The sequence below is a fragment of the Roseomonas aerilata DSM 19363 genome, assembly GCF_000711725.1.
Classification (GTDB): Bacteria; Pseudomonadota; Alphaproteobacteria; order Acetobacterales; family Acetobacteraceae; genus Roseomonas; species Roseomonas aerilata.
This window is the reverse complement of sequence record NZ_JONP01000001.1, coordinates 129,578-143,344: the sequence shown is the minus strand read 5'-3', so window position 1 is coordinate 143,344 and position 13,767 is coordinate 129,578. Positions and strand designations below refer to the sequence as shown.

12 protein-coding genes are annotated in these 13,767 nt (G+C 72.2%); 6 read left to right on the top strand and 6 right to left on the bottom strand.

Annotated elements, in window-relative coordinates; translation table 11 throughout:
* Nucleotides 1-52 precede the first annotated feature (52 nt).
* Nucleotides 53-1,081 (top strand): 2OG-Fe(II) oxygenase family protein, encoded by a 1,029-nt coding sequence (locus BO39_RS00640; protein ID WP_043829045.1) that lies wholly within the window; start codon nt 53-55, stop codon nt 1,079-1,081.
* Between the two features lie 12 nt (nt 1,082-1,093).
* On the opposite strand, the gene BO39_RS00635 is transcribed toward BO39_RS00640, so the two are convergent.
* The gene (locus BO39_RS00635) at nt 1,094-2,008 is read right to left on the bottom strand and encodes a LysR family transcriptional regulator (protein ID WP_043829043.1); all 915 of its coding nucleotides are present in this window, start codon (nt 2,006-2,008) and stop codon (nt 1,094-1,096) included.
* 110 nt (nt 2,009-2,118) lie between these two features.
* Between BO39_RS00635 and BO39_RS00630 the strand changes: the two genes are divergently transcribed.
* Together BO39_RS00630 and BO39_RS00625 are read left to right on the top strand one after the other, a co-directional pair.
* Nucleotides 2,119-3,297, top strand: a complete 1,179-nt coding sequence (locus BO39_RS00630) for an MFS transporter (RefSeq protein WP_043829041.1) — start codon at nt 2,119-2,121, stop codon at nt 3,295-3,297.
* 104 nt (nt 3,298-3,401) lie between these two features.
* Complete coding sequence (locus tag BO39_RS00625; RefSeq protein WP_043829039.1) at nt 3,402-3,857, top strand: hypothetical protein; 456 nt, start codon at nt 3,402-3,404, stop codon at nt 3,855-3,857.
* A gap of 25 nt (nt 3,858-3,882) precedes the next feature.
* Here BO39_RS00625 and BO39_RS00620 read toward each other — a convergent pair whose 3' ends face one another.
* The 4 genes from BO39_RS00620 to BO39_RS00605 all read right to left on the bottom strand — a co-directional run bounded on the left by BO39_RS00620 (nt 3,883) and on the right by BO39_RS00605 (nt 8,377).
* Nucleotides 3,883-5,022, bottom strand: a complete 1,140-nt coding sequence (locus BO39_RS00620) for a beta/alpha barrel domain-containing protein (protein ID WP_043829037.1) — start codon at nt 5,020-5,022, stop codon at nt 3,883-3,885.
* A gap of 12 nt (nt 5,023-5,034) precedes the next feature.
* Nucleotides 5,035-6,417: a class II 3-deoxy-7-phosphoheptulonate synthase gene (locus BO39_RS00615; RefSeq protein ID WP_043829035.1), complete on the bottom strand. Its 1,383-nt coding sequence runs from the start codon at nt 6,415-6,417 to the stop codon at nt 5,035-5,037.
* Between the two features lie 103 nt (nt 6,418-6,520).
* Complete coding sequence (nhaA, locus tag BO39_RS00610; RefSeq protein WP_043829033.1) at nt 6,521-7,747, bottom strand: Na+/H+ antiporter NhaA; 1,227 nt, start codon at nt 7,745-7,747, stop codon at nt 6,521-6,523.
* Nucleotides 7,748-7,852: 105 nt separating this feature from the next.
* Complete coding sequence (locus BO39_RS00605) at nt 7,853-8,377, bottom strand: hypothetical protein (RefSeq protein WP_043829031.1); 525 nt, start codon at nt 8,375-8,377, stop codon at nt 7,853-7,855.
* A gap of 246 nt (nt 8,378-8,623) precedes the next feature.
* On the opposite strand from BO39_RS00605, the gene BO39_RS00600 reads away from it, so the two are divergent.
* From BO39_RS00600 to BO39_RS00590, 3 genes are all read left to right on the top strand, one after another.
* Entirely contained in the window at nt 8,624-9,916 is a 1,293-nt protein-coding gene (locus BO39_RS00600; protein ID WP_043829645.1) for an MFS transporter, read from the top strand.
* Entirely contained in the window at nt 9,913-11,169 is a 1,257-nt protein-coding gene (locus tag BO39_RS00595; RefSeq protein ID WP_043829029.1) for an SLC13 family permease, read from the top strand. The genes BO39_RS00600 and BO39_RS00595 overlap by 4 nt, the downstream gene beginning before the upstream one ends.
* A gap of 147 nt (nt 11,170-11,316) precedes the next feature.
* Entirely contained in the window at nt 11,317-12,297 is a 981-nt protein-coding gene (locus BO39_RS00590; protein WP_043829027.1) for an amidohydrolase family protein, read from the top strand.
* Between the two features lie 33 nt (nt 12,298-12,330).
* Here BO39_RS00590 and gorA read toward each other — a convergent pair whose 3' ends face one another.
* On the bottom strand, nt 12,331-13,743 hold the full coding sequence (gene gorA / locus BO39_RS00585; protein WP_052401356.1) for a glutathione-disulfide reductase: 1,413 nt from the start codon (nt 13,741-13,743) through the stop codon (nt 12,331-12,333).
* Between the last annotated feature and the right edge of the window lie 24 nt (nt 13,744-13,767).

Genomic DNA, 13,767 nt, shown 5'->3' with positions numbered 1-13,767 from the left:
CGCGAGCGGAAAGGCGCTGGCGCGGCGGCCGGGGCGGCGGCAGAAAGCAGGGATGAGCGACCGTTCCATGTTCCTGGTCGGCGACCACCTGCCGCCGATCGTCCTGCCCGATGCCGCGGGCGAGCCCTTCGACCTCATGGGCCAAGCGATTGCCGGGCAGCCGCGCTTGCTGGTGCTCGGTGCGCCGGCGGAGGGGCTGGGCGAGGCGGAGGCGCTGGCGCGGGAAGCCGGGGCGCTGCTCTTCGTGGTCGAAGGGCGGGCGCCGCACGGCGAGGCTCGGCCGGGGTGGCTGTTCGATGCACCGGGGGGCGTGTTCCGGGCGCTGGGGCTGGCGAGCGGCGGGGTGGCGCTGGTCTCCCCGCGCGGGCGTTTGGCCTTTGCGGGGCGCGGGGAGACGGTGGAAGCGGGAGTGCGGGCGGCGCTGGCGGCGCTCCCCCCCTCCCCGCCCGCGCCGCCGGTGCGACGCACGGGGGCGCCGGTGCTGCTGGTGCCCGATGTGCTGGAGCCGGCGCTGGTGGCGGCGCTGCTGGCGCATTGGCAGCGGGGCGAGAAGCAGCGCGACCGTGTGGCGGGCGGCGTGGATGCCGCCGGGGCGCACCGGATCAAGCGGCGGGCGGACGTGTTCCTCGATGACCGCGCGCTCTACGAGACCTTCCAGGCGCGGCTGATGCGCCGCGTGGTGCCGGAGATGGCGCGGGCCTTCCGCTTCGTCCCCGCCTCCTACGAGGTGCCGCGGATCGGGTGCTACGACGCGGCGGATGCGGGGGCCTTCGAGGCGCACCGGGACAACCGGACGCCCTTCACCGCGCATCGGCGCTTCGCGATGAGCCTCAACCTGAACACGGGGGATTACGAGGGCGGGGAGTTGCGCTTTCCGGAATTCGGGCCGGACCTGCACGAGCCGCCGACCGGGGGCGCCGCGATTTTCGGCTGCGACATGCTGCACGAGGCACTGCCGGTCACGCGCGGACGGCGCTTCGCGATCTTCACCTTCTTCACGGATGCCGAGGGCTCGAAGCAGGAGCAGGCGATGATCCGGCAGCGGATGGAGGCGGGGCAGAAGGGCGTTTCGATGCGGTAGGGGCTCCGGCCCTCATCCGACGCGCGCCCGTTCCGCCAGGAAGTCCAGCAGCGCCCGCACGCGCGCCGGCAGGGGCCCGCTGCCGCCGGCCCAGACGGCGTGCACCTCCTCCATTTCGCCGGGGTTCAGGTGTTCGAGCACGGGGCGCAGGCGGCCGGCCTCCACATCGGCGCGGGTGGTGAAGACGGCCAGGCGCGCGAGGCCGACACCGGCGATGGCCAGGTGGCGCAACGCCTCGCCGTCGCTCGCCTGCACCACGCCGACGGGCGGCACCAGCACGCGCTGGCCGTCGCTGAGCAGCGGCCAGCCCTCGACCGCGCGGGCGTAGCCGAAGTGGAGGCGGTTGTGGCCTTCCAACTCCGCCAGGCTCCGCGGCTCGCCGTGGCGCGCGAGGTAGGTGGGGCTGCCGACGATGTGCAGACCGGTCTCCCCGAGCTTGCGGGCGACGAGGCTTGAGCTGCGGAGCGGCCCGGCGCGGACGGCCACGTCGATCCGCTCCGCCAGCAGGTCCACCACGGCGTCCGTCTGGACGATGTCGAGGGTCAGGCCGGGATGGCGCTCCAGGAACTCCGGCAGCAGCGGGGCTAGCAGGTGCACGCCGAAGGAGACGCTGATGCTGAGGCGGATGCGGCCGACCGGCCTTTCGCCGCCCGCCGCGGCGCGCTCCGCCTCCTCCAGGTCTGCCAGGATCCGCACGGCGCGCTCGTAGAAGGCGGCACCTTCCGGGGTGAGCTGCAGGCGGCGGGTGGATCGGTTGATGAGCCTTGCGCCCAGTCGCGCCTCCAGCCGCCCGATGAGCTTGCTGACGGCGGAGGGCGTCATCCGAGCCGCCCGGGCGGCGGCGGAGAAGCCGCCGAGCTCGACCACGCGGACGAGGACCTCCATCTCGCCCGATCTGTTCAAGCCGGGGCGGAAGGTCTCGGCCATGTTGAACCACGTTCACAAATGATGTGCCGGAAAGGCCCCTAGGTCACCGTCCGCGTCTTGTCCATCTTGGCTACGACAGAAACCCTGCCCCTCTTGGAGGCCCCTTCCTCATGCCCCTCGCCCTCTACGCCCTGGCGGCCGGTGCCTTCGGCATCGGCGTCACGGAATTCGTCATCATGGGCCTGCTGCTGGAGGTGAGCGCCGATCTCGGCGTCTCCATCGCCTCGGCGGGCCTGCTTATTTCCGGCTACGCGCTGGGCGTCGTGCTCGGCGCGCCCATCCTCACGGCCGCGACGGCGCGAATGCCGCGGAAGGGCACGCTGCTCGGGCTGATGGTCATCTTCACCGTCGGCAACCTCGCCTGTGCGCTGGCGCCCAGCTACGGGCTGCTGATGGCCGGGCGCGTGGTGACGGCCTTTGCCCATGGCACCTTCTTCGGCGTGGGCTCGGTGGTCGCGACCTCGCTGGTGGCGCCGGACCGCCGCGCCTCGGCCATCGCCATGATGTTCACGGGGCTGACGGTCGCCAATATCCTCGGCGTGCCGCTGGGCACCTGGCTCGGCCAGCACGAGGGGTGGCGGGCGACCTTCTGGGCGGTGGCCGCGATCGGCGTGGTGGCGCTGGCGGTGATTGCCTCTCTCGTTCCCCGTGACACGGCGCCGCCGGAGGCCTCGGACTGGCGGGCGGACATGCGGGCCATGCTGCGAAAGCCGGTGCTGCTGGGGCTGGCGATGACCACGCTCGGCTTCGGCGGCGTCTTCGCGGTCTTCACCTATATCGCGCCGACGCTGACGCGGCTTGCCGGGTTCTCGGAGGCCGCGGTGTCGCCGATCCTGCTCGTCTTCGGTGCGGGGATGGTCGTGGGCAACCTGGCGGGCGGCCGGCTCGCGGACCGCAACCTCGGGCGGGCCGTGCTCGGCTCGCTGCTCGCGCTGGCACTCGTGCTCGGGCTGATGACGGTGGCGCAGCACAGTGGCTGGGCGGCGGTGGCCTTCGTCTTCCTGCTGGGCGTCACGGGCTTCGGCACCGTCGCGCCGCTGCAGATGTGGGTGCTCCAGCGGGCGGAGGGCGCGGGGCAGAGCCTGGCCTCGAGCCTGAACATCGCGGCGTTCAACCTCGGCAACGCGCTCGGCGCCTCGGTGGGGGGCTGGGTGATCGACCACGGGCCCGGCCTCTGGGCGGTGCCCCTGGCCGCGGCCGTGATGCCGGTGCTGGCGCTGCTGCTGGCCGCTGCCAGCCTGCGCGAGCACCGCATGGGCGGGACGCCGGCGCTGGCGCAGCAGCGCTAGGCGCCGCGGCGCCCTTGCCCGGTGTCCGGGCGAGGCTGCCGCCTTTCCCCGGCCTCGGGAGTTTGGTTCCGGTGAACGGACGATCATCGGAGGAGACCCGGGGCATGGACGGTTCGACGGGACGGCGGGGCGCGCTGGGGCTCGGGGGACTGCTGCTCGCGGCGAAGGCCGCGTGGGCCCAGGGCCCGGCGGCGGTGCTGGAGGAGCTACAGGGGGCACTCGCCCCGGGGAATGCCGGGGATTTCGCGCGCTTCGTGTCGCAGCACGCCGGGCGGGTGCTGTCGATGCGGGTGACGGCGGCCAGGGCGGAGGGGCCGGATCTCTCCGTGAAGCCGGACCGGGACATGCTGATGGTGCAGCTGGCGCGTCCCGAGGCCATGGAGATCGTGCTGCACGGCGGCTTCGTGCCGGAGGGAGCGGGCTTCGCGCTGGACGGCGTGTTCAACGTGAAGGCCGAGGGCATGCAGCAGGGCATCCTCGTCTACGGGCTGCAGCCGCTGGCGGAAGCGGCGGCGCGCGAGATGCGGGCGGGGCCGGTGAAGCGGATCGCGCTGAGCTAGGGGCGGCGCCGCGCGCCTTCCGCCGTCAGCTCTTCCCGCGCAGCAGGAACTCGCGGCCCACCTTCACGCGGGGCACGCCGTCATAGGCGACGATGTCGGCGGTGGCGTAGGTCTCGCCCCATGAATCCGGGATGAAGCTGCCGGTGCCGATGACGTCGATCGGGGCACGCGCCTCGGCCATGACGCGGCACTTGGAGACGCCGAAGCCGGAGGAGGCGACGATGCGGACCTTGTCGAAACCGACCTCGTCCAGCGCGTCGCGCATGCGCCAGATGGCGGCGGCGGAGACGCCGGTGCCGACGAGGTGGCGCAACTCGCTCTCGCTGCGGTAACGGCGGATGGCCCCCGGGGTGTGGCGCTCGATGACCGCGTAGGAGGAGGCGGGGTCGAGGCCTTCGAGGAAGCGGCCGCCATGGGTATCGAGGCGCACGGCCATGCGGCCGGCGGCGGCGAGTTCCGGGAAGCGGCGGCAGACGGCGAGTCCGTCCGTCACCTCCTGGCCGAAATAGTCGGTGAGGACGGTGAGGTTCTCGTCCGGGAATGTCTCGTGGAACATCTCGGCGGCGCGCAGCGTGCTGCCCGCGTAGCCGATGAGGGCGTGGGGCATGGTGCCGCCGCCCCTGTTGGCCCCGTAGTAATGGGCGGTGGCGTCGTTGGCGTTGCCGATGAAGCCCTGCGCGCCTTCCTCCTTCGCGGCGTTGCCGCCGACGCTGGCGGCATAGGCCATCAGTTCCTGCATCTCGGCACCGGCGCAGTGGCGAGCCTCCATAGCCAGGAAGGCGATGTGCGGGAGTTCGAGGCACATCTGGTAGGCGTTGTGCGCGGCCACGCAGGCGGAGCCGAGTTTTTGCAGGAGGAGGGTTTCGAGATCGGCGAGGTGCGCGAAGGAGCCGGTGACGTAGAGGATGGGATCACCCGCGCCGACCCAGGTGCCCTCCTTGTGCATCAGCTCCACCTCGATCGCCGTGCCGCGCTCGGCGGCGACCGTGTTCAGCCAGTCGAGCATGAGGCGTGGCGCGGAGACGACAGGGCGGCGGAGGAAGATGGCGTAGGTGACGCGCGCGTCGCCGAAGCGCTGCACGATGGCCTTGGTCCGCTTGAAGTAGACATCCGTGCGCGCGGCGATGTCGGCTTCCAGCGCGGGGGCAGGAGGAAGATTGTCCATCGTGCGGCGCCCCTACTGCGCGGCCTGGAGGCGGAGGTCGGTGCCGCGGCGGGACTTCAGCTCCTCCGCGACGAGGAAGGCGAGTTCGAGGGACTGCTCGGCGTTCAGGCGCGGGTCGCAGAAGGTGGCGTAGTTGGCGGAGAGGTCGGCCTCCGTCAGCCGGTGCGCGCCGCCGAGGCATTCGGTGACGTCGCGGCCGGTCATCTCGACATGCACGCCGCCGGGGTTGGTGCGCTCGGCGTGGTGGATGTCGAAGAAACCGCGGACCTCGCCGAGGATCGCGTCGAAGGAGCGGGTCTTGTAGCTGCCGGCGGAATGGGTGTTGCCGTGCATCGGGTCGGTCAGCCAGGTGACCTTCGCGCCTTCCCGCTGGATCGCGCGGATGAGCGGCGGGAGCTTCGCCTCGATCTTGGCCGCGCCCATGCGAGCGATGAGGGTGAGGCGGCCGGGCGTGTTGTCCGGGTTCAGGCGGGCGCAGAGGCGGAGGAGGTCGTCGATCTCCGTCGTCGGGCCGACCTTCAGGCCGATCGGGTTCGCGACGCCGGACAGGAACTCCACATGCGCGCCGTCCGGCTGGCGGGTGCGGTCGCCGATCCAGAGGAAGTGGGCGGAGCAGGCGTAGTGGCGGCCGGGATGGGTGGAGGGCTCGCGCGTCATCGCCTCCTCGAAGGGAAGCAGCAGCGCCTCGTGCGAGGTGTAGAACTCGGTCTCGCGGATCTGCGGCGCGGTGAGGCTGTTCATGCCGCAGGCGGCCATGAAGCGCAGCGTCTCGTCGATGCGCTGGGCGATGTCGGCGTAGCGTTCGGCCAGAGGGGAGCGGGCGACGAAGCCGAGGTTCCAGCGATGGACCTCGTGCAGGTCGGCGAAGCCGCCCGTCGCGAAGGCGCGCAGCAGGTTCAGGGTCGCGGCGGACTGGAGGTAGGCGAACTGCATCCGGTCCGGATCGGGCGTGCGGGCCTCGGCCGTGAATTCGGCGCCGTTGATGATGTCGCCGCGGTAGGAGGGGAGCGTCGCCTCGCCCTGGGTCTCGCTGTCGCTTGAGCGGGGCTTGGCGAACTGGCCGGCCATGCGGCCGAGCTTCACCACGGGCAGGCCGCCGCCGAAGGTGAGGACGACGGCCATCTGGAGCAGCACGCGGAAGGTGTCGCGGATGATGTTGGCGTGGAAGTCGCCGAAGGACTCCGCGCAGTCGCCGCCCTGGAGGACGAAAGCCTTGCCCTCGCCGGCCTGGGCGAGGAGCGCTGTCAGCCGGTCCGCCTCTCCCGCGAAGACGAGGGGGGGAAATCGGGCGAGCTTCTCCTCCATGGCGTGCAGGCGCGCGGCGTCCGGATAGTCCGGGACCTGGCGGATCGGCATGTCGCGCCAGGAGGCGGGGTGCCAGGAGGAGGAGGGCATATTGCTACGTTTCCGTGTGTGGCGGCGCCCGGAGTGGGGGGCGGTCGGGCACCATAGCGAGGGAGGGTGCCGGGGCAAGGGTTGTTCACACCCCCCCCCTCTCTCAGGCCTGGGGGACCGGGCGCCTCCCCTCCCCGGGTGCCGGGATCTCCCGCGGGGCGACCCGGAGGAGGGCCCAGCCCGCCAGCCCTGCCAGCACCGAGCCGCCGAGAATACCGATCTTTACCTCCTCCTGCAGCAGCGGGTCGTTGGCGAAGGCGAGCATCCCGATGAAGAGGCTCATGGTGAAGCCGATGCCGCAGAGAAGGGAAACGCCGAGGAGCTGGGTCATGGTCGCGCCCATCGGCACGTCGGCAAGGCCGAGGCGGATGGTGAGCGCCGCGCTGCCGAAGACGCCGACGAGCTTGCCGACGAGGAGGCCGAGGGCGACGCCGAGGGTGAGGTGGTCGAAGAGGGCCTCCGAGGTGATGCCGGCGAAGGAGACGCCGGCATTGGCGAAGCCGAAGATCGGGATGATGAGGAAGGCGACCCAGGTATGCAGGTGGTGCTCGAGCCGGTGCAGGGGCGAGGCCTTACGGTCGTCCGGCGCGGCGGGGGCCGCGCGCAGCGGGATGGTGAAGGCGAGGACCACGCCGGCGATCGTTGCGTGGACGCCCGAGCGGAGCACGAAGAACCAGAGGGCGGCGCCGAGCAGCATGTATGGCAGGAGGCGGAGGACCCCCATGCGGTTGAGGGCGACGAGCGCCAGGGTGGTCGCGCCCGCGAGGCCTAGGTCCATCACCGAAAGGTCGCCCGTGTAGAAGACGGCGATGATGAGGACGGCGCCGAGGTCGTCGATGATGGCGAGCGCGGTGAGGAAGACCTTCAGCGAGGTCGGTACCCGCGAGCCGAGCAGCGCGAGCACACCGAGGGCGAAGGCGATGTCGGTGGCCGCCGGGATGGCCCAGCCCCGGAGCGTGTTCGGATCGTTCCAGTTGAAGGCGACGAAGATGAGGGCGGGCGCGGCCATGCCGCCGGCGGCGGCGATGCCGGGGAGCATGCGGCGCGACCAGGTGGAGAGCTGGCCATCCAGGACCTCCCGCTTGATCTCGAGGCCGACGAGCAGGAAGAACACGGCCATGAGGCCGTCGTTGATCCAGTGGAGAAGGTTCAGCGGCCCGATATAGGACTTGAGTGCGGCGAAGTAGGCGCCGGAGAGCGGAGAGTTCGCGACGATGAGCGCGAGGACCGCCGAGGCCATCAGAACAAGGCCGCCCGAGGCGGAGTTGTCGAGGAAGTTGCGCAGTACCGAGGGGAGGCGGCGGTTGAGCAGGGTCGCGGGGGCAGTCATCCCTGGGGCTCCTATGCTGGCCCCGAGGGGGACCTTTCGGCGGGGCTAACGTGTGTGGCGCGTCCGCCCAGCGCGCGGTGGCGCCGGGCGGCCGGACCTGGCGGGTCAGGTGTCGCGGCGGACCTGATTGATCTTCACCGTCTGCGAAACGCTGCCGACCTGGCGAGGGTCGACCTCGGTGCGGACATCTTCGTTCGGAAGGGCGCGCATGCCCTCGCCGCTGGTGCGGCCGGGGGCGGGGTGGTGGAGCCGCTGGCTGGTGCGCTTCATCGCCAGGGCCTTGCGGGCGATCGCGCCCTGGCTGGGCGCGCGCTCTGCGTCGTTCAGGCGGGCGATCTGGCTGTTCAGGCGACGGAGCGCGGCGGAGAAGACCCCCTTCTTCCGGGCGGTGCCGGTTTCACCCGGGGCGGGACCGGCACCGCGCGGCTCGGCCTTGCCGCGGCTCTCGCGCCGGCGGTGATGGGTGATGTCGCGGGCCTTGTCGCGATGCTCGCGCAGGCGCCGGGCGAGGGCGAGGGCGAGCAGTTCCACCCTCGGCATCGCGGCCAGGGCGGGGTGGCGGGTCCGGGCGACCGCCTCGTACTCCGCCTCGGTGAGGATGCGGCGCTCGGCTGCCTTCGTTTCGGCCATGGAGGCTCCTTCGGCGGTTGGGGGCGATCCCGCTTCCGTCGGGACGGGAGTTTTGCGGATTACCGTGCCGTCATGTTCGGCCATGCGAGAATTCGCGAGCGCATCATGGGTTGCGGTGAGTTGATCCTCCCCGGGGAAGGTACGGCAGCTCGCCGCCTGAGATGGGAAGCCCCGGACGAGGAATGTTACGGTGCAGCCGTCCCTGCTTCCGTGGCGTTCGCGGCTGGTCCCTTCCGGATCATCCCGATGTCTCGTCCTGACGACGCCGCGGTTCCCACGCGCGCGCTGCGCGCGCTCGATGCGCTGAACTTCACCCTGGCGGACGTGCGGGACGGACTCGGGCCCTATCTGGCGATCTACCTGCTGGCGGTGCGGGGGCCGAACGGAGGGTGGAACGAGGCGACGATCGGGCTGGTCATGACCATTGCGGGCATCGCCGGGCTGCTCGCGCAGACGCCGGCGGGGGCGCTGATCGACCGCACGCGGCACAAGCGCGCCGTCGTGGTCGCGGCGGCGCTGGCGGTGACGGCGAGTTGCCTGCTGCTGCCCTTCATCTCCGGCTTCTATGCCGTCGCGGCCACGCAGTCGCTGGCGGGGATCGCGGGGGCGGTGTTCCCGCCGGCGCTGGCGGCGATCACGCTCGGCGTGGTCGGGCCGCGCGCCTTCTCCCGCCGGATCGGGCGGAACGAGGCCTTCAACCACGCGGGCAACGCCGTCTCGGCCGGGCTGGCGGCGGGGACGGCGCTCTTCTTCGGTCCGGTGGTGGTTTTCTGGATCATGGGTGCGCTGGCCGTGCTGAGCATCGGCGCCGTGCTGATGGTGCCGGCCGGGGCGATCGACGACGAGCTGGCGCGGGGGATGGCGCACGGCGAGGAGGAGGCTGAGGGGGCGCCCTCGGGCTGGCGCGCGCTGGCGGGGAACCGGCCGCTGGTCGTCTTCGCGGGGCTGATGGCGACCTTCCACCTGGCGAACGCGGCGATGCTGCCCTCGGTCGGGCAGTTGCTGACGAAGGTGGTGGGGAAGGAGGACGCGACCTCGCTCGTCGCCGGCTGCATCGTGGCCGCGCAGTGCGTGATGGTGCCGGTGGCGATGCTGGTGGGCGCGAAGGCGGATGCCTGGGGGCGCAAGCCGCTCTTCCTCGCGGGGTTTGGCGTGCTGGCGCTGCGGGGGGTGCTCTACACGCTCTCGAGCAACCCGTGGTGGCTGCTGGGGGTGCAGTTGCTGGACGGCGTGGGCGCGGGGGTTTTCGGCGCGCTGTTCCCGGTGGTGGTGGCGGACCTGACGCGGGGGACCGGCCGCTTCAACGTCAGTCAGGGCGCGATCGCGACGGCGCAGGGGCTGGGGGCGGCGCTGAGCGCGAGCCTGGCGGGGGCGGTGATCGTCGGGGCCGGGTATTCGGCCGCTTTCCTCGTGCTGGGCGGGATCGCGGCGGCGGGATTCCTGGGCTACCTCTTCCTCATGCCGGAAACCCGCGATTCCACGGTTCAGGCGGGCCTGCCGCCCGGCGGCTCTGCGCCGATGCAGGTGGCCAGAGGATGAGTTCGGCGGCGGCGGTCTGGGCGATTTCAGGGCTGGCGACGGCGGGGGTGATCCTGCGGCCCTTCCGCTGGCCGGAGGCAGTCTGGGCAGTGCTGGGCGCGGCGCTGCTGGGGGTGCTGGGACTGTTGCCCTGGCCATCCGTGCTGCGGGGCGTGCTGCGCGGGACGGATGTGTACCTCTTCCTCATCGGCATGATGCTGCTGGCGGATGTCGCGCGGCGCGAGGGGCTCTTCGACTGGCTGGCGGGCTTCGCGGTGCGGGCGGCGCGGGGCTCGGCGGGGCGGCTGCTGGCGCTGGTGTATGGCGTGGGGGTGGTGGTCACCGCCTTCCTCAGCAACGACGCGACGGCGGTGGTGCTGACACCGGCGGTCTATGCCGCGGCGCGGGCGGCCGGGGCACGGCCGATGCCGCACCTGCTGGCCTGCGCCTTCGTGGCGAATGCGGCCTCCTTCATCCTGCCGATCTCAAACCCCGCGAACCTCGTGGTCTTCGGGGAGGGAATGCCGGCGCTGGGGGAGTGGCTGCGGCGCTTCGCCCTGCCCTCCCTTCTCGCGGTGGGGGCGACCTATGCGGCGCTCTGGGTCACGCAGCGGCGCGTGCTGGCGGCGCCAATCGCAGCGCGGGTGGAGTCGGTGCCGCTGCGGCGGGGCGGGCTGGTTGCTGGGATGGGGATCCTGGTGACGGCCGTGGTGCTGCTCGCGGCCTCGGCTGGCGGGTACGACCTGGGGCTTCCGACCCTTCTCTGCGGGGTGGCGACGGCGGCACTGGTGCTGGGGATCACGCGGCAGGCGCCCTGGGGGGTGCTGGCGGGGGTGTCCTGGGGGGTGCTGCCGCTCGTGGCGGGGCTCTTCGTGCTCGTGGAGGCGCTGGGCACGACGGGGGCGGTGGAGGCGCTGGCCGGACTGCTGCGCGCGGGGCTGGGAACGCCGGGGGAGACCGCCGCCGCCGCCGGGGCCGTGGTCGGCGTGGCGACGAACCTGGTGAACAACCTGCCGGCGGGGCTGCTCTCGGGCGCGGTGGTGGAGGCGGCGGGGGCCTCGCCCGTGCTGGCGGGCGCGATCCTCATCGGGGTGGACCTCGGGCCGAACCTTTCCGTCACGGGGTCGCTGGCGACGATCCTCTGGCTCGTTGCGATCCGACGGGAGGGGCTGGACTTCGGGACCTGGGCCTTCCTGCGGCTCGGGCTGGTGGTGATGCCGCCGGCGCTGGTGCTGGCACTCGCGGGGCTCGTCCTGGGGGCGGGCTGGCACTGAAGGTTTACGCCGGGGCTTTGTGCCGGCGGCCGCTGGTCACGGTTCCACGGACGGTGGTTGGCAAACCCTCGACGGTGCGGGACCTACGGGCAATGCTCTCGCGGTGCCCTGGGCGAGGGATCGTGGCCGGGGCCGCCGGGAGGAAAGATGGACAAGAACATGTCCCGTCGCGCTGCCCTGCTGGGCGGCGCGGGAGCGGTGATGGCGGCCGGGCTAGGGCCTGCCCTGGCCCAGGGTTCCGGGGCCATGGTGCGGGGGCAGGCGGGGCCGGTGAAGTTTTCCGTCGGCATGGAGCCGCCGCGCACGGCGGCGCCGGCGCTGGCGACGGATTGCCACCACCACGCCTACGACGCGCGGTTCCCGCCGGACCCGCGGACGGAGTTGCGGCCGCCGGATGCGTCGTCCGACGACTACCGGGCGCTCGCGCGGCGGCTGGGGATCCAGCGCTCGGTGCTGGTGACGCCCTCCACCTACGGCACCGACAACCGGCTGCAGTTGCAGTCGATGCGGGAGTTGGGGCCGGAGCGGACGCGGATGGTGGCGGTTGTGGATACCTCCGTGACCGATGCGGACCTGCGCGCGATGAACGAGGCGGGGGTACGGGGCATTCGCTTCAACCTCGTGCAGGCGGGCGTGACGACGCTGGACATGCTGGAACCGCTCTCGGCGCGGGTGGCCGGGATGGGGTGGCACACGCAGGTCCACATGCTCGGTGATCAGATCGCGGCGAACGAGGCGCTGTTTGCCCGGCTGCCTGCGCCGGTCGTCTTCGACCACATGGGGCGCGTGCCGATGGACCGGGGCGTGGAGCACCCCGGCTACATCGCGGTGCGGCGGCTGATGGACCGGGGGAAGGCCTGGGTGAAGCTCTCGGGTGCCTACATGGACACGAAGGTCGGGCCGGCGGGGCGCTGGTCGGACACGGTGCCGGTGGCGCGGGGCTATGCCACGGGCGCGCCGGAGCGCTGTGTCTGGGCGAGCGACTGGCCGCATGTGACGGAGCCGGCGGAGAAGCCGGACGACGCGGCGCTGTTCGACCTGCTGACGGAATGGGTGCCGGACGAGGCGGCGCGCAAGCGCGTGCTGGTGGACAATCCCGCGGTGCTCTACGGCTTCTCGCGGGCGTGAGGCGGGGGGCGCGTCGCGGCGCCCCCTTTCCCTTCAGGCGGCTTTCGCGGCCTTGCCGACGTGGCGGGTGGCGACCCGCATGGTGACGAATTCCTCGGCCGCCGTCGGGTGGATGCCGATGGTGGTGTCGAGCTGCGCCTTGGTCAGGCGGTTCGCCACGGCGACGGCGATGCCCTGCATGATCTCCGGGCTGTCCTCGCCGATCATGTGGGCACCGAGGAGGACGCCGCTCTCGGCATCGACCACGAGCTTCATCAGCGCGCGCCGGCCCTCGCGGCGGGTGATGGTGTGGCGCATGGGCGTGAAGCGGGAGGTGAAGATCTCGACGGGGCCGAGGCGGGCGGCCTCCTCCTCCGTCAGGCCGACGCTGCCGATCGGGGGCGCGATGAAGACGGCCTTGGGCACGTTCTCGTAGGAGGCGTGGCGGGGCCTGGTGCCGAAGAGCGTGTCGGCCAGCGCGTGGCCGACGGCGGTCGCCATGGGCGTGAGGTTCACGCGGTCGTTCACGTCTCCGATGGCGTAGATATGGGGCACGTTGGTCGCGTGGTTCTCGTCGGTGCGGACGACCGGGCCGTCGAGGCTGGTGACGCCCGCCGCTTCAAGGCCGAGGCCGCCCGTGTTGGGCACGCGGCCGAGGGCGAGGAAGACGGCGTCGGCTTCCACCACGCGGCCGCTGGTCATGCGGACGATGCGGGTTTCACCGTTCAGGGTGATCTCGGCGGGGCTCTCGCCGGCGAGGATGGTGATGCCGTCGGCGGTGAGGGCCTCGGCGGCGGCCTGGCGGATCTCCTCGTCGAAGCCGCGGAGCGGGAGGGGCTGGCGGTAGGCGAGCGTCACCTCCGAGCCGAGGCCGTGGAGGAGGGAGGCGAACTCAAGGCCGATATAGCCGCCGCCGACCATGAGGACGCGCTTCGGGCGCTCCTGCAGCGTGAAGAGGTCGTCGGAGATGAAGGCGTGCTCGGCGCCCGGGAAGTCCGGGCGGATGGGGTGGCCGCCGGTCGCGATGACGATGCGCTCCGCCGTGACCTTGCGGGCGCCGACCTGGATCTCGTGCGGCCCGATGAGGCGGGCATGGCACTCGAAGACCTCGGCGCCGACACCTTCCAGCAGGCGGCGATAGATGCCCGAGAGGCGGGCGACCTCCATGTCGCGGGCGCGGACGAGGGTGGGCCAGTCGTGGCGCGCCTCGCCGAAGGACCAGCCGAAGGCGGCGCCGTCCCTCGCCCATGCGCCGTATTCGGCGGCCTGCACCATCAGCTTCTTCGGCACGCAGCCGACATTCACGCAGGTGCCGCCCCAGAAGCGGGCCTCGGCGATGCCGACCTTCGCGCCATGGTTCGCGGCGACGCGCGCGGTGCGGACGCCCGCGCTGCCGCCGCCGATGACGAAAAGGTCGAAGTCATGCCCGTGGGAGGGGGTCGCGGTGGGGCTGTGGGTGGCGCTCATGCCCGGAAAGGTCGTGGCTTCGGC

Coding starts and splice junctions, on each gene's coding strand:
- BO39_RS00590 (WP_043829027.1), top strand. CDS start 11,317: ATGGACAAGAACATGTCCCGTCGCGCTGCCCTGCTGGGCGGCGCGGGA.
- BO39_RS00630 (WP_043829041.1), top strand. CDS start 2,119: ATGCCCCTCGCCCTCTACGCCCTGGCGGCCGGTGCCTTCGGCATCGGC.
- gorA (WP_052401356.1), bottom strand. CDS start 13,743: ATGAGCGCCACCCACAGCCCCACCGCGACCCCCTCCCACGGGCATGAC.
- BO39_RS00600 (WP_043829645.1), top strand. CDS start 8,624: ATGTCTCGTCCTGACGACGCCGCGGTTCCCACGCGCGCGCTGCGCGCG.
- BO39_RS00605 (WP_043829031.1), bottom strand. CDS start 8,377: ATGGCCGAAACGAAGGCAGCCGAGCGCCGCATCCTCACCGAGGCGGAG.
- BO39_RS00620 (WP_043829037.1), bottom strand. CDS start 5,022: ATGGACAATCTTCCTCCTGCCCCCGCGCTGGAAGCCGACATCGCCGCG.
- nhaA (WP_043829033.1), bottom strand. CDS start 7,747: ATGACTGCCCCCGCGACCCTGCTCAACCGCCGCCTCCCCTCGGTACTG.
- BO39_RS00625 (WP_043829039.1), top strand. CDS start 3,402: ATGGACGGTTCGACGGGACGGCGGGGCGCGCTGGGGCTCGGGGGACTG.
- BO39_RS00615 (WP_043829035.1), bottom strand. CDS start 6,417: ATGCCCTCCTCCTCCTGGCACCCCGCCTCCTGGCGCGACATGCCGATC.
- BO39_RS00635 (WP_043829043.1), bottom strand. CDS start 2,008: ATGGCCGAGACCTTCCGCCCCGGCTTGAACAGATCGGGCGAGATGGAG.
- BO39_RS00595 (WP_043829029.1), top strand. CDS start 9,913: ATGAGTTCGGCGGCGGCGGTCTGGGCGATTTCAGGGCTGGCGACGGCG.
- BO39_RS00640 (WP_043829045.1), top strand. CDS start 53: ATGAGCGACCGTTCCATGTTCCTGGTCGGCGACCACCTGCCGCCGATC.